This window comes from Amycolatopsis sp. NPDC051758, from assembly GCF_044453095.1.
Classification (GTDB): Bacteria; Actinomycetota; Actinomycetes; order Mycobacteriales; family Pseudonocardiaceae; genus Amycolatopsis.
In genome coordinates, this window is sequence record NZ_JBITCJ010000012.1 from 271,665 (window position 1) to 297,220 (window position 25,556).

General features: G+C 70.4%; 18 protein-coding genes and 1 pseudogene. 8 read left to right on the top strand and 11 right to left on the bottom strand.

All coding sequences use genetic code 11. The features are described from left to right. The first annotated feature begins 89 nt into the window (after positions 1-89). From ACIA5G_RS42930 to ACIA5G_RS42945, 4 genes are read left to right on the top strand one after another with little or no spacing between them, the layout of a single operon-like run. Entirely contained in the window at positions 90-3,296 is a 3,207-nt protein-coding gene (locus tag ACIA5G_RS42930; RefSeq protein WP_395934202.1) for a hypothetical protein, read from the top strand. Between the two features lie 11 nt (positions 3,297-3,307). Continuing rightward, complete coding sequence (locus ACIA5G_RS42935; RefSeq protein ID WP_395934204.1) at positions 3,308-7,189, top strand: hypothetical protein; 3,882 nt, start codon at positions 3,308-3,310, stop codon at positions 7,187-7,189. Between the two features lie 22 nt (positions 7,190-7,211). After that, a complete protein-coding gene (locus tag ACIA5G_RS42940) occupies positions 7,212-8,459 on the top strand; it encodes a hypothetical protein (protein WP_395934206.1) in 1,248 nt (415 codons plus the stop codon). Between the two features lie 20 nt (positions 8,460-8,479). Next, positions 8,480-9,364, top strand: coding sequence for a phosphotransferase family protein (locus ACIA5G_RS42945; RefSeq protein ID WP_395934208.1), 885 nt, complete (start codon positions 8,480-8,482; stop codon positions 9,362-9,364). Here ACIA5G_RS42945 and ACIA5G_RS42950 read toward each other — a convergent pair. From ACIA5G_RS42950 to ACIA5G_RS42960, 3 genes and pseudogenes are all read right to left on the bottom strand, one after another. Beyond that, positions 9,354-10,518, bottom strand: a pseudogene (locus tag ACIA5G_RS42950) (cytochrome P450). The gene ACIA5G_RS42945 and the pseudogene ACIA5G_RS42950 sit on opposite strands and share 11 nt — an antisense overlap. A 215-nt stretch (positions 10,519-10,733) precedes the next feature. Next, positions 10,734-11,297 (bottom strand): TetR/AcrR family transcriptional regulator, encoded by a 564-nt coding sequence (locus tag ACIA5G_RS42955; RefSeq protein ID WP_395934438.1) that lies wholly within the window; start codon positions 11,295-11,297, stop codon positions 10,734-10,736. A gap of 127 nt (positions 11,298-11,424) precedes the next feature. Beyond that, positions 11,425-12,129 carry an SDR family oxidoreductase gene (locus ACIA5G_RS42960; protein WP_395934210.1) on the bottom strand — a complete coding sequence of 235 codons (705 nt, stop codon included), beginning with the start codon at positions 12,127-12,129 and terminating at the stop codon, positions 11,425-11,427. A gap of 101 nt (positions 12,130-12,230) precedes the next feature. Here ACIA5G_RS42960 and ACIA5G_RS42965 point away from each other — a divergent pair, with 101 nt between their 5' ends. Continuing rightward, positions 12,231-12,722: a winged helix-turn-helix transcriptional regulator gene (locus ACIA5G_RS42965; protein WP_395934212.1), complete on the top strand. Its 492-nt coding sequence runs from the start codon at positions 12,231-12,233 to the stop codon at positions 12,720-12,722. A gap of 175 nt (positions 12,723-12,897) precedes the next feature. Beyond that, on the top strand, positions 12,898-13,452 hold the full coding sequence (locus ACIA5G_RS42970) for a snapalysin family zinc-dependent metalloprotease (RefSeq protein ID WP_395934214.1): 555 nt from the start codon (positions 12,898-12,900) through the stop codon (positions 13,450-13,452). 101 nt (positions 13,453-13,553) lie between these two features. Here the strand turns inward: ACIA5G_RS42970 and ACIA5G_RS42975 are convergent, their stop codons facing one another. The 7 genes from ACIA5G_RS42975 to ACIA5G_RS43005 are packed head-to-tail and all read right to left on the bottom strand — an operon-like array spanning position 13,554 to position 22,616. Next, positions 13,554-14,222: a GntR family transcriptional regulator gene (locus ACIA5G_RS42975; RefSeq protein ID WP_395934216.1), complete on the bottom strand. Its 669-nt coding sequence runs from the start codon at positions 14,220-14,222 to the stop codon at positions 13,554-13,556. Positions 14,223-14,253: 31 nt separating this feature from the next. Continuing rightward, entirely contained in the window at positions 14,254-15,609 is a 1,356-nt protein-coding gene (locus ACIA5G_RS42980) for an ABC transporter substrate-binding protein (protein WP_395934218.1), read from the bottom strand. Between the two features lies 1 nt (position 15,610). After that, a complete protein-coding gene (locus tag ACIA5G_RS42985; RefSeq protein ID WP_395934220.1) occupies positions 15,611-16,570 on the bottom strand; it encodes an acetylxylan esterase in 960 nt (319 codons plus the stop codon). Beyond that, on the bottom strand, positions 16,570-18,858 hold the full coding sequence (locus ACIA5G_RS42990; RefSeq protein WP_395934222.1) for a glycosyl hydrolase family 95 catalytic domain-containing protein: 2,289 nt from the start codon (positions 18,856-18,858) through the stop codon (positions 16,570-16,572). Before ACIA5G_RS42990 ends, ACIA5G_RS42985 begins: the two co-directional genes overlap by 1 nt. Next, on the bottom strand, positions 18,855-19,736 hold the full coding sequence (locus ACIA5G_RS42995; RefSeq protein ID WP_395934224.1) for a carbohydrate ABC transporter permease: 882 nt from the start codon (positions 19,734-19,736) through the stop codon (positions 18,855-18,857). The genes ACIA5G_RS42990 and ACIA5G_RS42995 overlap by 4 nt, the downstream gene beginning before the upstream one ends. Before the next feature lie 8 nt (positions 19,737-19,744). Continuing rightward, a complete protein-coding gene (locus tag ACIA5G_RS43000; RefSeq protein WP_395934226.1) occupies positions 19,745-20,635 on the bottom strand; it encodes a carbohydrate ABC transporter permease in 891 nt (296 codons plus the stop codon). After that, positions 20,610-22,616, bottom strand: coding sequence for a CBM35 domain-containing protein (locus ACIA5G_RS43005; protein WP_395934228.1), 2,007 nt, complete (start codon positions 22,614-22,616; stop codon positions 20,610-20,612). Before ACIA5G_RS43005 ends, ACIA5G_RS43000 begins: the two co-directional genes overlap by 26 nt. Positions 22,617-22,807: 191 nt before the next feature. On the opposite strand from ACIA5G_RS43005, the gene ACIA5G_RS43010 reads away from it, so the two are divergent. Both ACIA5G_RS43010 and ACIA5G_RS43015 read left to right on the top strand, forming a co-directional pair. Next, entirely contained in the window at positions 22,808-23,971 is a 1,164-nt protein-coding gene (locus ACIA5G_RS43010) for an AAA family ATPase (protein ID WP_395934230.1), read from the top strand. A gap of 220 nt (positions 23,972-24,191) precedes the next feature. Next, on the top strand, positions 24,192-24,548 hold the full coding sequence (locus ACIA5G_RS43015) for a hypothetical protein (RefSeq protein ID WP_395934232.1): 357 nt from the start codon (positions 24,192-24,194) through the stop codon (positions 24,546-24,548). A 3-nt stretch (positions 24,549-24,551) separates the two neighbouring features. Here the strand turns inward: ACIA5G_RS43015 and ACIA5G_RS43020 are convergent, their stop codons facing one another. Beyond that, positions 24,552-25,556 carry a LacI family DNA-binding transcriptional regulator gene (locus ACIA5G_RS43020; RefSeq protein ID WP_395934234.1) on the bottom strand — a complete coding sequence of 335 codons (1,005 nt, stop codon included), beginning with the start codon at positions 25,554-25,556 and terminating at the stop codon, positions 24,552-24,554.

A 25,556-nucleotide genomic window follows, 5' to 3' on the forward strand; every position in this document is an offset into this window, starting at 1 on the left:
AGGGGAGGTATCCGCCCCGGCTGCTTGCCGGGGCGGCACCCCGGGGCGACGGTGATCGGGCTCAGTTCGCACCGGGGAGGTCCCCAGCCATGCCCGAATCCACTCCGCACCCTCTCGAAGACGTCCCGCCGAAGCCGTTCTGGCGGCGCGGCGTCGACCGGCGCACGGTCCTGGTCGCCGGCGGCGCGGCCCTGCTGCTGGCGAACCTGCCGGGTGACTCGCCGCTGCCGGCGGTGCTCGCCGCCGACGCGACGCCGGACCTCACGCTCGACCTGCTGCGCCGCGAAGACATGCTCAAGCTGCACTTCGAGTTCTTCAACCTGCGGCGCTCGACGGCCGCCGGGCCGCCGAAGCTGGTGCCGATCGACCCGACCGCGCAGTCGGCCGTCATCGTCCGGTTCGACAGCCAGCACCTGATGGAGGAGACGACCACCGTCACCGACCCCGGTGGCGCCCCGCCGGCGAACCTGCCCGCACCCGGCGACATAGCCACCCGCGCGGTCGGCCCGAGCCGGATCGTGTTCCTGGTGCCGTCGACGGTCAAGGAGCTGCCGTACACCGAGGACGGCCTGCTCGCCTGGTCGAACTGGGTGATGCGGGTGGTGCCGAAGACGGCGCCGGCCGAGCCGGCCCAGCTGGACACCGACCTGCTGCTGGTCGACTGGCTGCACCTGACGCCGGAGCAGTACGCGTCGTGGGCGCACGTCACGCATCCGGTGACGTCGGCGGGCCGCACCGAGCTGTGGCACACCCGCCTCGCCCCGCGGGACGAGTTCGGCCGGCCGGACCCGCTGCTCGGCCCGGCCGAAATCCGCGCCGTCGCCGCGCAGACCCAGGACGACCTCCGGTTCAACAACTTGCTCAGCCGGCCCCAGACGCTCACGGACATCGTCACGCAGTCCAACACGCGTGGTGCGGTGCGCGGTGACCTGGTCCTGCTCTCGGCGCTGGGCTCGTCACTCGAGCTCGACGGCAAGTGGGCCGAGGGCACGCTCGCGGCCTGGCAGCACCGCTCGGTGCTCGGCCGCGACAACTACGTGCGCATCGAGGAGCGCGGGTTCCTCTTCCCCCACGGGCACCGGGCAACCCTCATCACCGAGACCGAGCGCACCATCGCGGGCGGTGCCGCGCGGTTGCTGCGGCGGCAGTTCGTCCGGGTACAGGAACCCGTGAAGTCCTTCGAGGACAACGGGTTGCCGTTCCGGTCGGTCGAGATCGGGATGACCACCACCCCGAACCTCGCCGCTCCCGGCATGCGGGAGGTGATCGGGTCCACCAGCGCGTTCTGGGTGCAGTACACCCTCGACGGCAAGACCGTCGACATCCCGTTCCCGATCGTCGCCACCGACTGGGCGGGCAACCGGCTCGAATCCGTCGCCCACCTCGCGTTCGTCTACCAGGACGACGCCACTAAGCCCGCAGTTCTCGACGCGCTGCAGAAGCAGGCCGACCCGGCCCAGTACGAGACCGTCCACCCGCGCCGCACCCATGAGCTGGGCGGGCAGAAGGTCGCCTTCGCGCCGGTCACCGGCACGGTTGACGCGAAGCGGGGCCTGATCGCCGCGGTGGACGACGGCGCCCCGCGCAACACGGCGTTCCCCGCGGTCCGCTTGCACCTCAACATGAAGCGCCGCGAAGTCACCGTGGCCGGCGAAGCCGGGTTCACACCACAGATGCTCGCCGCCGAGATCCGGATGCCCGCCGTCGAAGCGCTGGCCGGTGGCAAGGAACTCGCCACGGCCATCGGCTACGACCCCGAGTACGTCAAAAGCTCCTTCGGGCAGGTGAAGGGCGAGCTCTTCGCCCGCGTCAGCCCCACGGTGGCGGACGTCGGCAAGCTGGTGCAGGCGATCACCACCGGTCAGCCGCTGCCCGACGTCGGCGCCGTGACCGCCGAGTTCGGCGCGAACGTCGCCCGGCTCGGCGGCGTCGCCGCGCCCGACCTGGACATCCGCGGACTGTCCCGCTCGCTCGGCCCGCTCTCCGGGCCCGCGGCGACGATCAGCCAGATCGCCAAGGACGGCGTCTTCAACCCCGGCGACTTCTTCCCCAAGTCCGCGAAGCTGCTCGGCGGGCTCAGCCTCGCCGAGATCCTCGGCTTCGACCCGGACCTGCCGAACGCGCTGACCCTGCCGATCGAGAACGGCCCGAAGATCGTCACCACTCCCGAGTACGGTAACGGCCGGGACCACCCGCCGACCGCCGTCACGACGATCCTCGACTGGCAGCCGAAACTGCCGGACAAGCTCACCGCCGAGGTCTTCCACCCCGTCCTCGACGACGGCACGCACGCGACCCTCACCCTGCACGGCGAGAACCGGACCGTGTTCGGCGGCAGCGGCGTCACCACGACGTCGACGATCAAGGGCGACCTGCGCAACTTCGCGATCGAGCTGGTCAAGGGGGACGACAGCGCGCTGTCGTTCATCAAGCTCACCTTCCGCCGGTTCGCCTTCGAGCAGCACAACGGCGCCAAGCCGGTGATCCAGGTCGAGCTGGCGAAGATCGAGTTCAAGGGCCCGCTGAACTTCGTCAACACGCTGCAGCAGTTCCTGGTCAGCACCGGCAAGGGCCTCAACATCGACGTGCAGCCCTCGGGCATCACCGCGGGCTACACCCTGGCGATCCCGGACGTCGGCATCGGCGTGTTCGCGCTGCAGCACCTGGCGTTCAGCGCGGGGCTGTCGATCCCGTTCGACGGCACCCCGGCGCGGGCGCGGTTCGCGTTCTGCAGCCGGGAACACCCGTTCACGCTCAGCGTCTCGCTGTTCGGCGGCGGCGGGTTCTTCGCGCTGGCCCTGGGCACCGACGGTTTCGAGCTGATGGAGGCGTCGATCGAGTTCGGCGGCGCGGTGGCGTTCAACCTCGGCGTGGCCAGCGGATCCGTCTCGGTGATGGCCGGGATCTACTTCAAGCTCGAGCGCCGGCCGGCGGAGATCGGCGACGGTGACAAGAAGATCGACGAAATCACGCTCACCGGGTACGTCCGCGCGAACGGCTCGCTCAACGTGCTCGGCCTGATCACCATCTCGGCCGAGTTCTACCTGGGACTGAGCTACACCAACGCCGGTGGGCAGAACATCGTCGAAGGCGAGGCCTCGCTGACCGTCGAGATCGAGATCCTGTTCTTCTCGAAGTCGGTCACGCTCACCGTGCACAAGTCCTTCGCCGGTCCCGGTTCTTCGGCACTGGCCGCCCGCGGTGCCGCCGCGCTGCCGGCCGCCGGCTCGCCGTCCTTCGGCGACCAGATGAGCCAGGACGACTGGAACACCTACTGCGACGCGTTCGCGGCCTGAGGAGACGAGTGATGGCCACCCAGACGATCCTGAGCACCGCGCTGCCCCACGGCGTGCGCACCGAGCAGGGCAAGACCTCCCTGCACCTCTCGGCGTTCCTCTCCCCCCGGCTGGCCGGGGCGGACACCCTGGCCGGATTCCCCGACTGGCTCGACTGGCCCGCCGCCGGGATCGAGTTCGACGTCTCGATCGGCGGCACGGTCGTGCGCGCCGAGAAGCTGCCGCAGGACCTGCGATCGGACCTGTGGAAGAAGCTCTTCGGCGGCGGAGCGGCCGTGGGCGCCGCGACGGCGCCCCCGATGCCGCCGGAGCAGACGTTCGTGCGGTCCTACCCGGTGCGCAACGTCCGGAACTTCGTCCGTGACCAGTACGCGCTGATGGCGGCGAACAACCCGACCGACCACCCGACGATCGTCGACTACGTCGGCAGGCCGGGCGGGCTGGCGGCGAAGCGGGTGAGCGGGAACCGCTGCGGCACCGGCTACCGCCTCCACGACACCTGGCTGTACCCGGAGACGAAAGCCGCCGTGACGCGGGAGCTGGCGCAGTACTTCTTCGCCGCCAAGTACATCGACCGCGACGACCCGCGGCTCGACGAGATCCGCGACCGGCACTACCTGAGCGACCAGCAGCTCGACTTCCTGCTCTCGGAGCACTTCCACGGCCGGACCCCGGAGGCCCGCCCGGACCCGGGCGCGTCCCGGGTCGCGAACCCGTTCCGGGCGGCCGTGGTGCCCGAGCCGCCGAACTTCCACTCGGTGGTCGGCTCGCTCGGCCAGTACCCGGCGCTGCTGCGGAAGTTCGGCCTGGTCCGCGACCTGCGGATCCCGCTGCCGAACCCGCTGCCGGCCGGGCCGGTCTGGGTGACGGTCACCCCGGTGCTGACGGCGCCGCGGGTGCCGACCACGGTGACCGCGCCGCGGACCGATTGCACGATCACAGCGACCACGTTCACCGCGAACGCCCGCACCCCGCTGCTCTCCGGCGGCCTGCTGCAGCTGGGCGGCCCGGACTTCGACGTCACCGAAGTCGACCCCGACTCCGCCGCGGTGAAGCTGCTCGGCTTCGGCGAGAGCGTTGCGCGGCTCGACCCGTACGGCGGCATCGACGGGCAGCCCGCGAGCGACGCACCGGACACCGCCGCGCCGCCCGCGTTGCAGAGCAACGGCTTCTCGATCACCGAAACCGGGCGGGCCAAGCGGATCTGGGCCGCCGTGGGCCAGGTGGGCGAGCTCGCCGGCGGCACGGCCGCGAGCGCCGAAGACCTGACCCGCGGCCTGCGGATCGACGTCTGGGACGACGTTTCGAAGAACTGGCACAGCCTTTGCCGGCGGCAGGGCACCTACACCGTGGCCGGGACGGCGATCTCGGCCGGTGACGAAGGTGTGGTCACCACTGCGCACACGACCCAGCCCGGCGACCCGACGCAGACGTTGTTCCTCCACGAGTCGCTGGCCCGCTGGAGCGGCTACAGCCTGGTCGCGCCGCGTCCCGGCAAGGCCGTCGCCGACGACGGCGCACTCGTGGCCGGGGACGGGACCGAGCCGGATCCGGCGTTCCCGCTCGGCGTGAAGTTCAAGGCCGAGCCGGGCAGCCTGCCACGGCTGCGGTTCGGGCGCTCGTACAGGTTCCGCGCCCGGACGGCCGACCTCGCGGGCAACGGCCCGGCCCTCGGCGACGTCGCGGGGGACGCCGGGGCGACGGCGCCGGTGAAGTACACCCGCTTCGAACCGGTCGTGTCGCCGCACCTGCTGTTCCGCAAGCCGCGCACCGAAGGCGAGTCGGTGGAGCGGATGGTGATCCGCAGCAACTTCGACACCGCCGCGACCGCGGACTGCCAGCGCCACCTCGCGCCGGTCCGGATCGCGGAGCTGCTGGCCGAGCAGCACGGCCTGTTCGACCTGCCCGCCACCCTGCTGACCCCGCCGATGCTGAACAAGCCGGCCTACGGCCGGATCAAGCAGAAGGACACCGGCTCGTTCGACCAGGGCGGCACCCCCGACCCCGGCGCGTACGGCATCCCGTACTACGACGTCGACCAGCTCGCGCTGCCGTACCTGCCGGACGTGCTCAGCCGTGGCGCCGCGTTCACCGGGCTGCCCGGCACGGCCGACGGTGAGGTGGTCACCGGCGACTTCGACCCCGTGCCGCTGCTCGGTTCCTGGCCGGACTACCGGCCGTTCCGGCTGCGGGTGGTCGAGGGCACCGGCAAGCCGAAGTTCGACGCGTTGTTCCGCGTGCTGACCGTGCAGGTGCCGAAGGGCCGCACCTTCGACGTCGGCTACAGCAGCATCCTGGCCGACGCCGACGTCGACCTGCTCGGGCCGTGGAAGTGGCTGACCGACGCGGTCGCGGCCGGCACGGTGACGCTGCCGGCCGGGACCACGCTCGCCTCACTGCGGGCGCTGGCCCGGCAGGGCCGGCTGTGGCAGCTGACGCCGTTCCGCACGCTGACGCTCGTGCACGCGATCAAGCAGCCGCTGACCCCGCCCGCGCTGGTCAAGCCGCTCGCGGTGCGGCGGCCGGGTGAGACGTCCGCGCGGATCATCGACCGGCTCGGCTTCGACCGGCCGAGCACCAGCCGCGTCGACCTGCAGGCGGCGTGGACCGAGCAGGTCGACTCGCCGGCGCTGCCCGCACCGGTGCCGCAGGCGAGTTCGGCGGCGGCGTTCGGCGTGGTGGCGCACCCCGCCGACCCGGTGGGCCAGGTGCTGCCGGTCGACGAGCGGCACGAGTTCCACGACACGAAGTACCGGCGCGTGACGTACACGCCGATCGGCACTTCCCGGTTCGCGGAGTACTTCCTGCAGCGTGCGACGGTGAAGCCGGGCTCGTCGGCGGTCGTTGTGAACAAGGGCGGCATCGTGCCCGCGTCCGACGTCGTGCGGACGGGCTCGATCACCTACGTCCGCGGCGCCGACTACACCGTCGACTACGTGCAGGGCACGGTCACGTGGCTGGCGTCGCCGGCGCCCGCGTCGGTGGAGGTCGCCTACGTGCCGCCGCCGATCACGCGGGCGGGCGCGGCGCTGACGGTCGACGTGCCGAGCTCGGCCCGGCCGTCCGCGCCGGACATCGCCTACGTCGTGCCGACGTTCGGCTGGACCACGGAAACCACGGCGTCGCAGGTGACGAGCACCCGGCGTGGCAACGGCCTGCGCGTCTTCCTCAACCGGCCGTGGTACTCCTCCGGCGACGGCGAACAGCTCGGCGTGCTGCTGGCCGACGGGCCATCGGTGCCGGCGGACCTGAACCGGTACGTCACCGACTGGGCGCAGGACCCGGCGTGGAAGTCGGCCGCATTCACCCGGCCGCCTCAGCTCGGGGACTTCCCTCTGGCCGTGCACCCGCGGGCGGACCTGAAGCTGGTCGAGGGCGCCGTCTCGCGGGTTGCCGTCGCGCCGCACGACGTCGTCTACGACGCCGAGCGCAAGCTTTGGTTCTGTGACATCACCTTCGCGGCTCCGCAGCCTTCGCCGTACACGCCGTTCGTGCGGCTGGCGCTGGCCCGCTACCAGCCGGTGTCGGTACCCGACGTCGAGCTGTCCGCGGTGGTGCAGGCGCAGTTCGCCCAGCTGTCGCCGGACCGGATCGCGACGGCGGTGTTCACGTCGCCGACGGCCGTGCGGCTCACGGTGACCGGGACGATGCCGGCGCCGGCCACCGAGCTGAGCGCGCAGCTGCAGGTGGCCGACCCGGCCTTGAGCGGGAACGTCGCCTGGCAGGCCAGCGGCTCCCCGGTTGCCCTGACCGCCTCGAGCACGGGCTGGACCGGCACGGTCACCTTGCCCGCGGCCCGCGGCAGCCGCCCGTTCCGCCTGGTGCTGACCGAAAGCGAACGGCCGGACCAGGGCGGGGCGCGGCTCGTCTACGCCGACGCCCTCACCTTCTGACGAGTCCACTGTGGAGGATCTGATGAACCGAACCGGACTGCTGTGCGCGGCCGCGGCGCTGCTGCTGGCCGGCGCCACACCGGCCCAGGCCGCACCCGATTCACCGGCTCAGTGGAAGGCGGGAACGCAGGCGGCGGCCGCCCGCGCGCTCGCCGCCGTGCCGAGCTTCGGGAACGGCGTCTTCCGCGTGGTCGTCCAGCGGACGCAGGGGCTCGGCGTCGGCTCGTTCAGCGTGCGGACCGGGCCGGACCACCCGGCCGGCGCGGGCCGGGACGTGCTGTTCGGCGGTGACGTGCCCGGGACGTCGTTCATGACGGTGCGCGACCTGACCTCCGGCGTCGACTACCTGCAGAGCCAGTACCTGACCACGGCGACGGAGGTCGCGCTCGACTCGGTCCGGTACTGGACGCAGACCCCGCTCGGCACCACCGGAATGCGCACACGGTGGTTCGACTCGACCAGCACGCCGGGTGACGGCGCTTCGTTCGAGATCGACCAGCAGGTCGTCGTGCACGGCACCACGGTCGCGGACTCGAGTGTCGAGGTGACGACCACGGTGACCGGGGAGACTACCGACACGTTCCAGGTCCAGTACCTCTGGGACACCGCGGCCGGCGCCGACGACGGCCCGGTGCTGCAGACCGGCGCGTACAACCCGTTCGCCACTTCGGAAACTCGTGAGCTCACACTGTCCGGTGTGGACAGTGTGGCACTGGCCGACAACACCGCCGGGCCGACCCTGTCCTACGGCCTGACCGGCACCGGCCCGGCCCGGATCACGCCGCCGCCGACCCCGCCGCAGTCGATCCAGTTCGTCTGCTGGCCGCGTGCGGCCGGCGCGGCCCCGGGCCGCTACCGGACGGACCCCACGATCGACGTCGCGACGACCGGGTCCGGCTGCCCGGCGCCGGCCGGCCCCGACTCGGCGGTGCAGTACCTGTTCGCCCCGGGAACCATCGGGACCTCCGGTCTTCGCGCGTCGGCCTCGGTGTTCTCGAACGTGCCGGATCCGACGTCGATCTCGGTGGCTCCCGCCCGGCTGGGCTCACCGGCGGTGAGCGGGACGCTGACGGACACGCGGTTCGGCCGCACGGTGCCGGGACGCATGCTGACGTTCACCGCGGGCGGCCGCACGTTGTGTTCGGCGACGACGAACACGAGCGGCGTCGCCTCGTGCGGTGGGCTGACGGAAGGCTTGGCGGCGCTGCTCGGGTATTCGGCGTCCTACGCCGGCGACGGAATCTGGGCGGGCTCCACCGGCAAGCGCTGAGGCCGTGCCAGACTCGGCTCGTGCGGACGGAGACGGCGCTGGCAGCGGCGGGCATCAACCCGGCTTCGGTGGTCTCCGCCGAGGAGATCGGCGGGGGCACCTACAACACGGCCGTCCGGCTGGAGCTGGCCGACGGCCGGCGGTTGGTGCTCAAGATCGCACCGGACGCGCCGGGTTTGTCCTACGAGCACGACCTGCTGGCGACAGAGGCGGAGTACTACCGCCGGGTCTCGGGTCCGCTGCCGTCCGTCGTCGGCGCCGGACCGGGGTTCCTGCTGATGACGGAGCTCCCGGGCGTGCCCTGGTCCCAGGTGCCCGGCACCGGCCCGCGGCTGCGGACCGAACTGGGCGGGATCGTCGCCGGGCTGCACGGCGTCACCGGCGACGGGTTCGGCTACCCGCAGGACCCACCGCACCCGACGTGGCCGGCGGCGTTCACGGCGATGGCCGACGCGGTCCTCGCGGACGCCGTCGCGCACGGGGTGCAGCTGCCGCGGCCGGCGGCGGAGATCGCGCAGCTGGTGCGCCGGCACGAGCCGCTCCTGGAATCGGTCACCACGCCGGTGCTGGTGCACTTCGACCTGTGGGACGGCAACATCCTCCTCGACGGCACCGCGGTGTCCGGCATCATCGACGCGGAACGCGCGTTCTGGGGCGACCCGGTGGCGGAGTTCGTGTCGCTGACGCTGTTCCGCGACCTGGACCCGGCGTTGGTGGAGGGCTACCGCGCGGCGGGCGGCCCGGCCTCGTTCAACCTGCCCGCCCGCCGGCGGCTGGCGCTGTACCGCGTCTACCTGGACCTGATCATGCTGGTGGAGATGACCCCGCGGAAGGATTCGGACGCGGACCGCGCGCGGTTCGTCCGGACCCACCTGACCAAGGATCTCGCCGCGATCACCACGTGACCGGCAGGCAGTGCACGCCGTAGACAAGCATGTCGTCCTTGAACGCCAGCTCTTCCACCGGCACCGCGAGCCGCAGGTCCGGGATCCGCCGGTAAAGCGTTCCGTACACCACCTGCAGCTCGACCCGCGCCAGCGTCTGCCCGAGGCACTGGTGCACGCCGTACCCGAACGCGACGTGGTGGCGGGCTTCGCGCGTCACGTCCAGACGGTCCGGCTCGGCGAAGGCCGCCTCGTCGCGGTTCGCCACGTCACCGGCAGCGATGACACCCTCGCCCGCACGGATGACCTCACCGCCGATCTCGATGTCCTCGACCGCGACCCGGCGGCGTCCGGTGTGGGTGATGTTCAAGTACCGCAACAGTTCTTCGACCGCGCGACGCAGTTGGTCGGCGTCCCCGGAACGCACCAGCGCCAGCTGGTCGGGGTGTTCGAGGAGGGCAACCGTGCCGAGGGCGATCATGTTCGCCGTCGTCTCGTGGCCGGCGACCAGGAGCAGCTGGCCCATCGAGGCGACGTCCTCGGCGGTCATCCGGCCGGTCGCGAACTGCGACGTCGCCAGTTTGCTCAAGACGTCGTCACCGGGGGCCGACGCCTTCCGCTCGACCAGGCCGGAGAGGTAACCGAGCAGGTCTTCGGTGGCCTTGACCGCTTCCTCGGGGGTGGCGGTCCTCGACACCATGACCTTGGTGATGTCCTGGAAGAACACCCGGTCCTCGTAGGGCACGCCGAGCAGTTCGCAGATCACCAGCGACGGCACCGGCAACGCGAACGCCGTGACCAGGTCGACCGGCTTCGGACCGGCGAGCAGGTCGTCGACCCAGGTCGTCGACGATGCGCTGGATCGCCGGGCGCAGCGCCTCCATCTTCTTGACCAGGAAGTCGCCGGTGAGCAGCCGGCGCTGCGCCGCGTGCTCGGCGCCGTCCATGGTGATGAACGACTTGGCCCGCTTCCGCCGCGCGGCCGAGGCGGCACTCTGGTGCGGATAACCGGGCCGGTCCGAGTCGGCGCTGATCCGCGAGTCGCGCAGCAGCGCGCGCACGTCGTCGTAGCGCCGGACCAGCCAGGGTGTGCTGCCGTTCCACAGCCGCACCCGGGAAACCGGCGGCAGCTCACCCAGCTCGGCCGGCGGGTCGAACGGACACCGCCGGGTCATCGGAAACGCGGGAACGCCGTCCACCGGGTACCTCCCGAAGTCGCCGGAAATTTACATAGCTATGCTAAGCATCTTCCGGCGATCCCGCCACAGCCGATCAGGCGAAGGCGGGGAACACTCGCGCCGAGAGCCGTCCGCCCGCCCGCCGAATGCTGCCGCGGGATCGGCGCAGCGAGCTAACGCTGTGACGGCGACCAAGGAGCCGACACGGCCGATCAGGCGAAGACCAGCGACACCAGCTCGTCCACGAACGGCTCCACCAGCTCGGCCCCGGTCCGATTGAGCACACTGTGGAACAACGCAACCCGCCCATGCGCCCCGACGAACACCATCGCCGCCGCCCGCCCAGGCGTCACCCGCAGCGGATAACCGGCCTCGACGCACCGCTCGAAGCCCGCCGCGAGGCGATCGATCACGTCCAGAAGCGGCCCTTCCGCGCGGGCACCAGGCGTCGGCCGGGACGCGCCCTTCGCGAGCATCAGCCGGTAATGGCCGGGATTCTCCATGGCGAACGTGCAGTACGCGTGAATCTGCGCCCGGACACGGCCGACCACGTCCGTTTCGCCGAGTGACTCCTCGGCCGCGCGCATCGATTCCCGCAACCGGTCGTATTCGTGGTCGAGCAGACCGCGCACCAATTCCGCGCGGTCGGCGAAATGCTGGTAGATGCTCGCCGGGGCGATGCCGACCGCGCGTGCCACCCCTCGGATCGTCAGGCCGTCCTCGCCGCCGAGCTCGGCGAGCAAGCGAGCGGCCGCCGCGAGGATCTCCCCGCGCAGCCGTTCGCCTTCGCCCCAGCGGTTCCTCTTGCGCCCGATTCCGGCTTCGAGTTTCTCCGCCACCCGCCCATTCATACGCCCGCGGCCGGCCCACCCGTGTTCCGGGGTCGGAAAAGCGCAAAAACACTCAAGAAAGCAACACCGGGTACAGCCCGGCGAGATCACCGGACAGTCCGGCCCGCACGTTTCGGCTCACGTCGTCGGCGAGCACTTCGAAGCGGCCCTGCTCGACCCCGTCGAGGGCGAGCCCGGCCACGACCGCCGGATCGGTCTTCGGCCCGTCGACGTGCTTGGCCATGTCGGTGTCCATGTACCCGACGTGCAGCCCGGTCACCTGCGTCTTCTGCGCCGCCAGCTCCAGGCGCAGCGCGTTGGTCAGCGACCAGGCCGCCGACTTCGCCGCGGAGTACGCCGCAACTTGCGGCGAGGTGAACCAGGACAGCACCGAAAGAACGTTGAGCACGGCACCGCCGCCGTTGCGCTCCAGGATCGGCGCGAACTCGCGCGTCACGCCGAGGGTGCCGAAGTAGTGCGTGTCCATCTCCAGCCGGATGTCTTCCAGGGAACCGCCGAGCACCGACGCCCCGGTGGACGACCCGGCGTTGTTGACCAGCAGCGTGACGTCGCCGGCCGCCGCGGCCGCGGCGCGGATCGACGCCGGGTCGGTCACGTCGAGGCGAAGCGGCACCACCCCGGGCAGGTCGACCGACTCGGGATTCCGCGCGGCGGCGTAAACCTTGGCCGCGCCGCGCTCCAGCAGAGCGGCGGCGAACTGCCGGCCGAGCCCCCGGTTGGCTCCGGTGACCAGCGCCACCGCACCCGTGATCTCCATGACGAGCTCCTCTCGCACCTGGCTTGCTCGTTGCAAGCTAGCTACGGCCGACCCTACGGCGTAAACTTGTCCGTAGCAAGTCAGCTCGAAGGGATCACACGATGAGCCGCCGCATCACCTGGGAGGGCACCGCCTGCCCGATCGCCCGCGCCGCCGACGTCCTCGCCGAGCCGTGGACGCTGCTGATCCTGCGCAACGCCACCGCGGGCACCACCCGCTTCGAGGACTTCCGCACCCAGCTCGGCATCGCGGACAACGTGCTCACGACCCGGCTGGCCAAGCTCGTCGACCGCGGACTGCTGACGAAGCTCCCCTACCGCGACGGCGGCCGGACCCGGCACGAGTACCGCCTGACGAAGGCCGGCTCGGATGCGTTGCCGGTGCTGCACGCGCTCGGCGCGTGGGGTGACGCGTACACGGCGTCCGAGGACGCAGCCGGTCCGATGCAGCTCGTGCACGTCGGCTGCGGTGAGCTCACCCGGCCGGGCACAACCTGCGACAGCTGCGGAAAACCGCTGGTCAGGGACGATCTGGCGTGGCGCGGATCACGGCTGCGCGAGGGCACGATCCCGCTGGCGGACCCGGTCGGCTGAGCCGGATGGCGCATCCTCGTATGCGTCATCACGCATGTCAAGACTCCGCGATGGTTGGTAAATCACCGTTCGCCGTGCAGTACGAAAGTCGGGTCACAAGAGCCGGGCGATTCCGTAAGTTAGGACCCCAGCGCGCGCAAACCCGGCAAATTCCCCACGGCAAGGAGTCGTCCCGATGTCCCGGAAGTACCTGCTGCCCGGCGCCGCCGTCGCGCTGGCGATGATCGCCACCCCGCTGACCGCCGGCCCCGCCTTCGCGGCGCCGGAAGCGGCCACGATCGTCTACTACGACACCTCGGACGCCCCGACCTTCCGCGACGTGATCAACGCCGGCGCGGCCAACTGGAACGCGGCGGTGTCGAACGTCAAGCTCGAGGAGAGCTCCTCGGGTGCGTCGCTGCACTACACGGAGGGCAACGACCCGCGCGGCTCGTACGCCCAGACCGACGGCCACGGCAGCGGCACGATCTTCATCGACTACACCCAGGCGGAGCAGTACAACCAGACCCGCATCGCGGCCCACGAAACCGGGCACGCGCTGGGCCTGCCGGACCACTACGAAGGTCCGTGCTCCGAGCTGATGTCGGGTGGTGGCCCCGGCCCGTCGTGCACCAACGCGAACCCGAACTCCGAAGAGTCCTCGCAGGTGGAGTCCCTGTGGGCCAACGGATTCACCGGCGCGCGCAAGGCGCCGACCCGCGTCTACGAAGTGACCATGCCGGTCAAGTGACGCAAGTCTGACGTCGTCGGGGGAGGCCGCACCGGGTACGCCCGGTGCGGCCTTCGCACGTCCGGCCCCGGCTCCCGCAGGCCCCGCGCGGTGACCCGGGGTCAGAGGCGGGACAGCAGCCGGTCCCGCGCCACCTCGAGGTGGTCCGTCATCGCCTTTCGCGCCCCTGCCGCGTTCCCCGCCACCAGCGCGTCGACGATCACCCGGTGCTCGGAGATCGTCTGCTCGCCGAACGGCTGGTTGTAGTTCAGCCGGAAGAAGTGCAGGTGGCAGTGGGTCCGCGCAAACGCCTGCTCGACCGCGGTGTTGCCCGCCATGCGCAGGATCAGCTCGTGCAGCCGGGCGTCGTGCGCCGTCAACGCCTTGTAGTCGCTGTACGCGTCCTCGGCCGGCGCCGAGGGGCACGTCGCCAGCTCGGCTTCCAGCGCCGCGACGTTCGTGTCCGACATCGCCGCCGCCGCCAACGCCGCGGACGGCGGCTCCAGCAGCAGCCGCAGCGCGTACATGTCGTCGACTTCCTTGCGGTCCAGCAGTTCCGTGACGCGGTAGCCGCGCAGCGGGAGTCTGCTGACGAGCTCCTCGGACTCCAGCCGGGCCAGCGCCTCGCGCACCGGGGTGCCCGAGACGCCGAGTTCCCGCGCGATCTCGTCGATGTTGACCCGCGCGCCCGGCTCGATGCCGTCGTTCATGATCAGCGCCCGGATCTGCTCGTAGACGCCGTCCGCCAGCACCTGCCGGTTCGGCAGGGCCTCGAGGCGTCGACCCGCCACCTTGACTCCCCTCACGTGTTGTGACTACAGGCTACTGCTTGCCCAGCACGGCCTGGCTCTTCGACGCCATCTCCGCGAACACGTCGTCGTCGCGCTGGTGTGCGAAGTACGCCTCGAACAGCGGCCGTTCCGCGTCCTGCAGGGCCGCGCCGTTGCCGTAGACCACCGCCGGGACGAGTGAACCGTCCTTCAGCATCGTCGTGAACACCGACAGGTCGACCCCCTGGCTCTTCATCGCCGCGGCCGCCGCGTCCATCGACGCCGGGATCGACGGGAAGAACGTGCCGGACGCCCCCGCCGCCGACTGGCACTCCGGCGAACCCAGGTACGAAACCCATTTCCAGGTCAGGTCGGGGTTCTTCGTGCCCGCCCAGACGTTGTTGCCGTTCGAATTGGACAGCAGCGCCCGTTTCCCGGACGGCCCGAGCACGGTCGGCGCGATACCCACCTTCACGCCGGGCAGCTTCGCGAACGTCCCCGCCGTCCACGAGCCGGCCGTCTCCATCACCACCTTGCCGGAGCCGATGAGATCGGTGTCGCTGATCGTCGCCTGGCCACCGGTGGTGAACGTGCCGATCTTCGGCGCGAACCCGCGGTCGGTCAGCGACCGCACCCAGCGCAGGGTCTTGGCGAACACCGGGTCGTCGTAGCTGAACTTCGTCGGCCAGGACTGCTTGTCGGCCAGCCGCCAGCCGGTGGTCATGGCGAACGAGCTCCACGTCGACTCGCCGATGAAGTCGCGCGACGCGAGCTGCCCGGTGCCGTAGGTGGCGACGTGGTCCTTGTCGAAGCCGGGCTGGTCACCGCGCACGCCGTTCTTGTCGACGCTCAGGTGCGCCGCGACCTTCTCGAACGTGCCGCCGTCGTCGGGGTTCCACGTCAGCTTCGCCATGTCCTTGGGCGTGTAACCGGCCTTCGTGATGGTGTCGACGTTGTAGTACAGCCCGGTCGCGGACCAGTCCAGCGGCAGCGCGTACTGCTTGCCGTCGGTGAACTTCCACGAGTCGACGCCGACGGAGAACCGCTTGAGGTCGAACTTGTCCCGCGCGATCAGGTCGTCCAGCGGCAGCAACTGGTGCTGCGAGGCGTAGGCCTGGAAGTACTGGACGCTGTTCTGGAACGCGTCGGGCGCGGTGCCCGCGACAAACCCGGCGGTCAGCTTGGTGAAGTAGTCGTCCACGTTGTACTGCGTGATCTTCACCGTGGTGCCCGGGTTGGCCTTCTCGAACGCCGACGCGCAGCTCTGGTAGGCCGCCGCCTGCTTGTCGTCCCAGGTCCACCAGTTGACGGTGTTGCCGCTGCCGCTCGCCGAGCCGCCACCGCAGGCCGCCACCAGCGCTCCCAGGGTCGCCACCAGTCCGGTGGCCGCCACTACCCGAAACTTCATGTCAACTCCATTGTGGACGCAGAATGGGCCGGAATCCTTCGAGCACCGCCTGGAGGTCTTCGGGGCCACCGGCTTCGTGGCCGTTGTACTCCCAGACGGCGAGCTGTTTCTGTCCCTTGTAGCCGTGGTAGGCGCCGAACACCGTGGACGGCGGCACGATGCCGTCCATCAGCCCGGCGCTGAACCAGGCCGGCGCCGTCGCGCGCGCGGCGAACCCGACACCGTCGAAATAGGACAGCACGTCGAACACCCGCGAGACCGCGTCACGATGGTCGGCCAGGTAACGGGACAGTTCGACGTACGGCCGTTCACCACCGACCAGGCTGGCCCGCCGGAAGTCGCAGAGGAACGGCGCCTGAGCGTGCAGGGCCGCTACGTCCGGAACGAGCCCCGCCGTGGCGAGGGCGATACCGCCGCCCTGGCTGTTGCCGAGCACCGCCACCCGCGCCGGATCAACCTCCGGAAGTGCGCGCACGGCGTCGACCGCGCGGACCGCGTCAGTGAAGATCCGCCGGTAGACGTAGGTTTCACGGCTCTCGATGCCGCGCGTGAGGTGACCCGGGTACGCCGGTCCGCTGCCCACCGGGTCGGGGGTCACCCCACCCTGGCCGCGCACGTCGACCTGCAAGTGCGCATATCCGGCGGACGCCCAGTGCAGCTCCTGCAGCGCGCTGCCCCGGCTGCCGCCGTAACCGTGGAACTGGACGATCGCGGGCAACGGCGTCTCGATGCCGCGGGGCACCCGCAACCAGGCCCGCTGCGGGTGCCCGCCGAAGCCGGCGAACGTGACGTCGAAAACGTCGAGCGTCCGCAGGGGTGTGTCCACCGGCGTGCACCGGACCCCGATGTCGTGCGCCCGGGCTTCGGCGAGCGTCGACGTCCAGAATTCGTCGAAGTCCGGCGGTGCTTCGTAGTCGCTGCGATACTCCCACAACGCGTCACGGCCGAGGTCGGTCAGCATCAAAGTCCTTTCAGGACGGTCGATTCGCCGGACCGCAGCCGCAGCTCGGTCTCGCGGCCGCGGTAACGCACGCGAATCGGCTCGGCCGGGTCACCGGACAGCCGCCGCAGGACGGCGTAGACCAGCTCGCCGTCACGCCACTCGACGTCGACCGCGAGCCCACCGCGGCACCGCAGGCCGCGGGCTTCCCCGGTGGACCAGTCCGCGGGCAAGGCCGGAAGCAGCGTCACGACGTCGTTCTGGCTCTGCAGCACCAGTTCCGCCAGCCCCGCCGGGAAGCCGTAGTTGCCGTCGATCTGGAACGGCGGGTGGGTGCTGAACAGGTTGGGCAGCAGCCCGCCCCACTCGGAGCCGTCGACGGGCGCGTCGCGGTGGCGGTCACCGGTGAACGGCTGCGACGCCTCGCTCAGGAGTTTCCGCGCGGTCTCGCCGTCGCCGAGCCGGGCCCGCAGCGCGATCTTCCACGCCCAGGACCAGCCCATCGCGCCCGGTCCGCGCCGGTCCAGCAGGTTCCGCGCCGCCGTGGCGAGGTCCGGCGTTGTGACGGCGTCGATCTGCCCGAGCGGGTAGAGCGCGACCATGTGCGACATGTGCCGGTGCGCGGGGTCTTCCTCGGGGAGATCCTCGGCCCATTCCTGCAGCCAGCCGCCTTCCGTGACGGCGAGCGGGCGCAGGCGAGGCAACGCGAGATCGATCTCGGCGCACAGCGGGTCGTGCACACCGAGCGCTTCCGCGGCGGCGAGGGTGCGCTCGAACACCGCCCGGATCAGCACGACGTCCATCGTCACCGAGTAGGTCAGTGACTCCTTCGTCCCGGCTTCGGAGAGGAAGAGGTTCTCCGGCGACGTCGACGGGCACGTGTCGAGGAAGCCTTCCGGACCTTCGACCAGCCAGTCCAGGCAGAACTCGGCGCAGCCGCGCAGCAACGGCCACGCCGTCGAAGCCAGGAAGACGCGGTCGCGGGTGAAGTCCCAGTGCTCCCAGGCGTGCTGGACCAGCCAGGCGCCACCCAGCTGCCAGAGCGCCCACGACGGGTTGCCGTGCCCCATGCCGACCGGCAGCGCCCAGCCCCACGGGTCGGTGTTGTGGTGGGTGACCCAGCCGCGGGCGCCGTACAGCTCGCGCGCGACGTCGGCGCCGGTGACCGCGAGCTTGCCGAGCAGGTCGAACAGCGGCAGGTGGCACTCGCCGAGCCCGGTCGTCTCCGCGGCCCAGTAGTTCATCTGGGTGTTGATGTTGACGGTGTAGTTGGACGACCAGGCCGGGCGGAGATCGTCGTTCCAGATGCCCTGCAGGTTCGCCGGGGGCGCGCCGGGCCGGGACGCGCTCGCCAGGAGGTACCGGCCGTACTGGAAGAGCACGGTCGCCATCAGCTGTTCGTCCTTTCCGGACAGCAGCTCGGCGACGTCGTGGGTGCCGCCGCGCTGCTCCCCTATCCGCAGCGACGACGCAGCGAGCAGGGGGCGCAAGTCGGCTTCGTGCGCCCGCCGCAACTCCGCTGCCCCGGTCGTCAGGGCCTGCTCGGCCAGTACCGCAGCCCGCCGCCGGTGCTCGTCGCGGGTGTGCTGACGGTCGCCGATCCAGGCGTCGTACGCGCTGGTGGAACTGGCCAGGACGATCAAGACTCCGGTTGCCGTCCTGGCCACCCGGACGGCAACCGCGGCGAACGGGTCGTACCCCTCGACGGTCCCGTACCGCAGTGGCTCGGCGACCTGCGGCTCGTGCCGTGGCGCGCCGTCGACCGGGATCTCGATACCCAGGTCGAGGCCGTCTCGCGACACCTCCCGCAGCGGTGTCGACACCTCGACATCAACATCGATCGAGCCGGACAGGGCGACGCACAACACCTGGGCGGGACGGCTCACCCACGTCGTCCGCTCGACGTCCTGGCCGTCGACGGTCAGCTTTTCGGTGGTGACGCCGCTGTCGAGGTTGAGCGTCCGGCCGTGCGAGGCGCCTTCAGGCAGCGTCAGCCAGAGGTCCACGTAGGGCAGGAACTCCTGGCTGTACGGCCCTTCGAACGCCATCAGGAGTTCTTCGGCGCGCCGGAAGTCCTTCGCGAACACGGCTTCGCGTACCTCGGCGAGCCGGTTCGGTCCGGCGTCGACGTCCCTCAGGGCGGCCGCCGGACCACCCGGGGTGCCGGACCAGACCGTGGCGTCGTTGACCTGGACGCGCGTGCGGCCGGCGCCGCCGAAGACCATCGCGCCGAGCCGGCCGTTGCCGACCGGCATCGCCTCGGTCCAGTCCGTCGCCGGGTGCGGCCAGGAGAGCAGGAGATCCGTCATTTCAACCCCGTGAAGCCGATGGAATTGACGAGCCGGCGGCCGAACACCACGAACAGCAGCAGCATCGGAAGCGCCGAAACGAGCGTGGCGGCCATCAGGCCCGCCCAGTCCAGCGCCGCCTGCGGCGAGGACTGCTTGAACACCGCCAGCGCCAAGGTCAGCGGGCGCACGGTGTTGTCGTTGGTGACCAGCAGCGGCCACAGGTAGTCGTTCCAGGTGTTGATGAACGTGAGCAGGGCGAGCGTCGCGATCGGCGCGGCGCTCATCGGCAGCACGATCCGGAAGCAGACGCGCAGCGGGCCGGCGCCGTCGATGATCGCGGCCTCCTCGATCTCGGTGCTGAGGCCCTGCATGAACTGGCGCAGGAAGAAGATGTTGAACGCGGAGAAGAACGCCGTCGGCAGGATCATCCCGCCGAAGGTGTTGAGCAGGCCGAGGTCCTTGACCAGCACGAAGTTCGGCAGCAGCGTCAGCACCTGCGGCACCATCAGCGCCGTCAGCAGGATCGCGAACACGGCGTTGCGGCCCTTCCACCGCAGCCGCGAGAACGCAAACGCGGCCAGAGCGGAGAAGAACACCGTGCAGACGGTGAGCAGGGCCGCGTAGATCACCGAGTTCCGCAGCGCCGACAGCAGGTCGAGCGACGCGCCGGAGCCGCCCTGCGCCGCGGCTTCCGCCGGGGTCGCCAGGCCGAGCGCACGTTTGAACGCGCCGGCCGTGAGGTCCACCGGGACCAGCGAAGACGGGTCCGTGGCCATCGCGTAGTTGTTCGACAGCGCGGTCCGCACGATCCAGTAGAACGGGAAGATCGTGACGACCAGCACGAGCACGAGGTACGCCCAGGCGACGACCCGGCCCGGGGAGAAACGGGTGCGCACGATCCCTCCTAGTTGGTGTCGGACTCGCCGGCGCGAGCCATCCGCAGCTGGGCGAAAGTCACCGCGGCCAGCAGCACGAACAGGGCGAGTGACATGGTGGCGGCGTAACCGAAGTCGAACTGGCCGAACGCCTTGTCGTAGATGTACATCTGCAGCACCTTCGACGCGTTGGCCGGCCCGCCCTTGGTGGTCACCTGCACGATGTCGAAGATCTGGAACGAGCTGATCACGGTCAGCACCACGACCATCACCAGGATCGGCCGCAGCAGCGGCACGGTGAGCCGGCGGAACATCTGGAGCTCGCTCGCGCCGTCGATCCGGCCGGCTTCGTACACAGTGGACGGAATGGTCTGCAGCCCGGCGAAGATCAGCACCGCGTTGTAACCCATGGACTTCCAGACGTTGAGCCCCGCGAGCGTCGGCACCGCCCAGCCGCCCGAGCCGAAGAACAGCACCGGTTCGCCGGTGAGCTTCGTGATCAGGACGTTGACGATGCCGAGCTGCGGGTCGAGCATCCACGACCAGACCAGCGCGGTGACCACCCCGGAGATGAGGAACGGCAGGATCATCAGCCCGCGCACGGTGGCCGACACCGCGAGCCGGTGCAGGATCACCGCCGTCACCAGCGAAACCAGCACACCCAGGACCACCGAGAGCGCGACGAAGTAGATCGTGACGAGCAGGGAGTGCCAGAACTCGCCGTCCTGGAGCAGTTCCTGGAAGTTGCCCAGGCCGATCCAGCGCGGCTCGGTGAGGACGTGGAACTCGGTGAAGCTCAGGTAGAGCCCGCGCAGGGTCGGGTAGGCGAAGAACACCGCGAACCCGGCGAGCGCGGGGGTGATGAGCAGCCACGCGATCGGCGCGTCCCGGCCCCTAGACGGTGATCTTGTCGACGTCATAGACATAACCGGCCTGGTTGCCGATCTGGATGGTGTTGGCTCCGGCCTGCAGGTACACCGGAACGGTCACGGTCTGCGGCGTGTTCCAGTCGTTGTCGTTGCTCCCGGCGACCGGCAGCGGGAACGACGTCCCGTTGACGGTGACGATGCCGGTACGGCTGGAGTCGCCGTCCACATAGGACAACTGCATGAGGTAGGTGCCGGCCTTGGCGGTGGTGACCGTCGGCAGGACGACGTACCCGCTGCCACCGAGGTAGCCGACCTTCTTGCCGTTGCTGCACGCACAGTCGTAGACCGTCGCGCCGCCTTGCGGGGTGCCGTTCTCCGCCTCGTACGCCTTGGGCCCTTCGGCGGCCGGTGTGGTCACGCTGATCTTCTTGCTCGCTGCCGACGGCCTGCCGTAGCGCTGGTTCGCGACCACGGTGAACTCGTACGCCGTCGACGGCTTGAGGCCGGTGACTGTGGCGCTCGCGGTGTTCGTCGTGGTGACCTTGCGGCCGTTCGCGAAGACGTCGTAGTTCTGCGCGCCCTTCGAGGCGTCCCAGGCGAGCGAGACGCTGGTGCCGGTCGCCGCGGTGCCGTGGACCACCGCCGGGGCCTGCAGTGCGGTGCGGTCGCGAGGCGTCACCTTGAACAGGCGCGAGCCGTGCACCGGCAGGTCGGCGGATGCGGCGCCGACCTCCTGGTGCGCCCAGAGGTCCCGGATCTGCACCGGGCCGGTGATGCCGAGCTGCGCGAAGTCCGCGGCGACGCGGGCGGGCGTGGCGGCGAGGTTGAACAGCGCCACCGTGTAGCTGCCGTCGGTGTTGCGGTTGTACCAGACCTGCTGGTCGCTGGTCTGGCTCACCGGCTTGGCCGGGATCCCGGCCTGGTTGACCGCGATGACCTCATCGTTGGTCAGGAGCTTGACGCCGTAGTCGTCGAGCTGGGTCAGGTCGTCACCGATGTAGAGCGGCGCGGCCTCGATTGCCCAGAGCGTCATGTAGCTCTGGCGCTCGGCTTCGGTGAGGCCGTCCATCTTGCCGCTGCCGACGTCGACGGAGTCGAGGTTGTTCCAGTGGCCGGGACCGGCGTCGGGGATCCACTGCACAACGTCGTTCCAGCGTTGCTTGACCGAGTTGTTCCAGGTCACGAGGGTGTCGCAGTAACACTCGACGTCGGTGTCGACGCGCCAGCCGTTGGTGTTGGTCTTCCAGACGTCCGCCTGGCGGTGGCTCAGCGCCCACGAGACGACGAACTCCATCGGGCGGCCGGTCTTGGCGATCGCCTTGTGCCACGCCTCGACGTCGGTGGTGTTGGTGTAGTTCTCGCCGCCCTTGAAGGAGCCGGGGCCGACGCCGTCGAGCTTGAGGAAGTCGACACCCCAGCCGGCCAGCAGCTGCGCCACCGAGTCCACGTAGGACTGGGCGCACGGGTTCGCGAAGTCGATCTTGTAGGCGGAGTCCCAGCCGTTGGTCTTGCGCAGGTCGGGGTAAACGAGGTCCTTGGTGTGGCAGTTCGTGGTGCCCGCGATCGGCGAGTTGCCGTCGTTGTAGGCCTTCAGGTCCAGCCCGACGGCCAGGTAGGAGCCGAGCTTGAGGCCCTTCTTGTGGACGTGGTCGGCGACGTACTTCATGCCGTCCGGGAAGGTCGTGGGGTTGACGACCGGGCGCGCGTACTGGTCGAAGGAGTTGGACCAGCCGGCGTCGATGTTGACGTAGGTGTAGCCGTGCTGCTTGAACTTCGCGGCCAGGACGTCGGCCTGCTGCAGGATGTGCTGTTCGGTGAGCCAGCTGGCCGGGCCGGTCGGGTTGACGCCGGGGTAGTTCGTCGACTCGAGGCTCCAGCTGCTCCAGCCCAGGTAGGGCTGCCTGGCGACCGGCTCGGGGTTTTGCGGTTCTGCTGCCGCTGTCGTGGGCGCCGTCAGCAGGCCGGCGATCACCGTCAGTCCGCCGAGGACACCCAGGGCCCGTCTGCCGCGGGCTCCGCGTGGTGCTGCCATGACCACTCCTTCGAGGTCGGTGGGGACTACGCCAGACATCCGAGGACCGCGGCCTGATTTCGCAGAACCGTGGATCCTATAGGATCTACGGTTGGTGATTGTCACGGTGAGAGCCCTGCGGTGTCAACGGCTCGATCAGACAAAGATCGGACGAATCCTGGACTGTCGGGGGTGGCGGTTAGGTTCGGGGCATGCTCACCACGCTGGCCGTCGAGAACTACCGCTCACTGCGCGACCTGGTGCTGCCGCTGTCCGGGCTGACCGTCGTCACCGGGCCGAACGGCAGCGGAAAGTCGAGCCTGTACCGGGCGCTGCGGCTGCTGGCGGACGCGTCACGCAACGGCGCCGTGGCGGCCCTGGCGCGCGAAGGCGGGCTGCCGTCGACACTGTGGGCGGGCCCGGAGACGGTCGGGCGCGCAGTGCGCGAGGGGCGCGCGCCAGTCCAGGGCACGGTGCGGACCAAGTCCGTCGGACTGCGGCTCGGCTTCGCAGGTGACGAGTTCGGCTACGCGCTCGACCTGGGGCTGCCGGTGCCGACCGAGACGATGTTCAACCTCGACCCGGAGTTCAAGCGCGAGGCGGTGTGGGCCGGCCCGACACTGCGGCCGGCCGCACTGCTGGCCGACCGGGCCGGACCGTCGGTGCGCACGCGCGTCGAGTCCGGCGGGTGGGGTGAGGACCGGTTCAAGATCCGCCTGACCGACAGCATGCTGAGCGAGTTCGCCGACCCGCGCGCGTGCCCGGAGCTGCTGGTGCTGCGGGAGCGCATCCGCTCGTGGCGCTTCTACGACCACTTCCGCACGGACGCGCTGGCCCCGGCGCGGCAGTCCCGCACCGGCACCCGGACGTTCGTGCTGTCCCACGACGGCGCCGACCTGGCGGCGGCACTGCAGACGATCATCGAGATCGGCCGCGCCGCGGAGCTGGCCGCGGTGGTGGATGCGGCGTTCCCCGGATCACGCGTGGAGGTCGTCTCCCAGGACGGCCTGCTGTCGGTGCGGTTCCACCAGCACGGCCTGCTGCGCCCGCTGTCGGCGGCGGAGCTGTCCGACGGAACGCTCCGCTTCCTCCTCTGGGTGGCGGCGCTGCTGACCCCGCGGCCCCCGGAGCTGCTGGTGCTCAACGAACCGGAGACTTCGCTGCACCCGGACCTGCTCCCGGCCCTGGCCGGCCTGATCGCGACGGCGGCGAAAGAGACCCAGCTGGTCGTGGTCTCGCACGCCACTTCCCTGACCCGCGCCCTGTCCGAGGTCGCCGAGGTCGGGGCGTTGGAGCTGGAGAAGGAGTACGGCGAGACGAAGCTGGTCGGCCAAGGCCGCCTGGACCGCCCGTCCTGGCACTGGCCCACCCGCTGACCGAGGTACCCAGACGGTCGGCTCGCGTACCGGAACAGTCGGTTCGCGTACACGGACGGTCGGCTCATGAACCGACCCTCCAGGTACGCGAGCCGACCCTCTGGGTACGCGAGTTGGCGTTCCGGGTACGCAAGTCGACTCGGGTCCAACGGCCCTGGTCACCCGGCCACAGCGGGCGGATCGTGGGTGGATCGTCCGCCGCACCCGAAAGATCCTGATCATGCGTCCGTTCGCCATCGCCGGCCTGTTCGCCGTCGGCGTGCTGGTCGGCGGCTGCACGGCCGCACCCCAAGCACAGACTCCGGAGCCGGTGCCGACCACCGTCACGGCCGAGCCCGTGACCGTCACCGCCACCACGACCGAAACCGTGCCCACGACGGTGACCAGCGTGGTCACCAAAACCAAGGCCGCACCCAAGACCACCCGGCCCAGAGCCGAGGACTGCCAGACCGGCAGTTGCTTGAACGCCGCCCGCGGCCTCAGCCAAGAAGACGTCGAGCGCGAACGCGACGCCTGGCTCGCCACTCACCCCGGCTGGTGCGCGGCAGGAGAAACCGGAGCCGTCGCGCCCTGCTGAAGGTCAGCGGCCTTGGGTGCTTTCGCGGATCTCCAGGGCGAACGGCGTCTGGATGTCCTGCGGCGGCAACGTCTTCTCACCCGTGATCCGCCGATGCACCAGATCGATCGCCGCCTCGGCCAGCGCTGACTTGTCCGGGGCGATCGTCGTCAACGCAGGCAGCGAAAACGCGCTCTCCTCGTTGTTGTCGAAACCCACGATCGCCACGTCCTCGGGCACCCGCAGCCCCAGCTCCGCCACCGCCCGCAACGCGCCGATCGCCAGGAGGTCGTTGAAGCAGAACACCGCGTCCGGCGGTGACGGAAGCGCCAGCAACGACCGCATCGCCGCCGCCCCCACCGAGCGGTGCCACTTCTCCGCCGGGGCCACCAAGGCGTCCGAATAGGACAGACCCGCCAAGGACAAAGCCGAGCGATATCCCGCCAGACGCTGTGAAGAAGTCCCACGAGCCGGGTTCCGGCCGATCGCCGCGATCCGCGTGCGTCCCAACGACGCCAGGTGGGACACCGCCGTGTGCGCCGCCAGGACGTTGTCGATCGCGACGTGGTCGATCGGGACGTCCACCGCGTGCTCGCCCAGCATGACCAGCGGGATGCCGCCCGGGTCCGCCGGGAAGTCCGCCGCCTCCAGCGCTTCCGGGTGCACCAGTGCGCCGTCGACCAGGTGCGGGCCGAGGGACGACAGCGTCTCGCGCTCCCGGGACCGCGTGCCCTGCGTCTGTTCGATCAGGACGCTCCAGCCGCGCTTCTGCGCCGCCGTGATGACCAGGCCGGCGAGCTCGCCGAAGTACGGGATCGACAGCTCCGGCACCATCAGCGCCAGGAACCCCGTGCGGCCGCGGCGCAGGTTGCGCGCGCCGACGTTGGGCCGGTAGCCGGTCGCCGCCAGCGCCTCCTCGACCCGCCGGCGGTTTTCCGGCTTGACGAAGGCGTAGCCGTTCACCACGTTCGACACCGTCTTCACCGACACTCCGGCGAGCGTGGCGACGTCCTTGAGCGTCACGGTCAC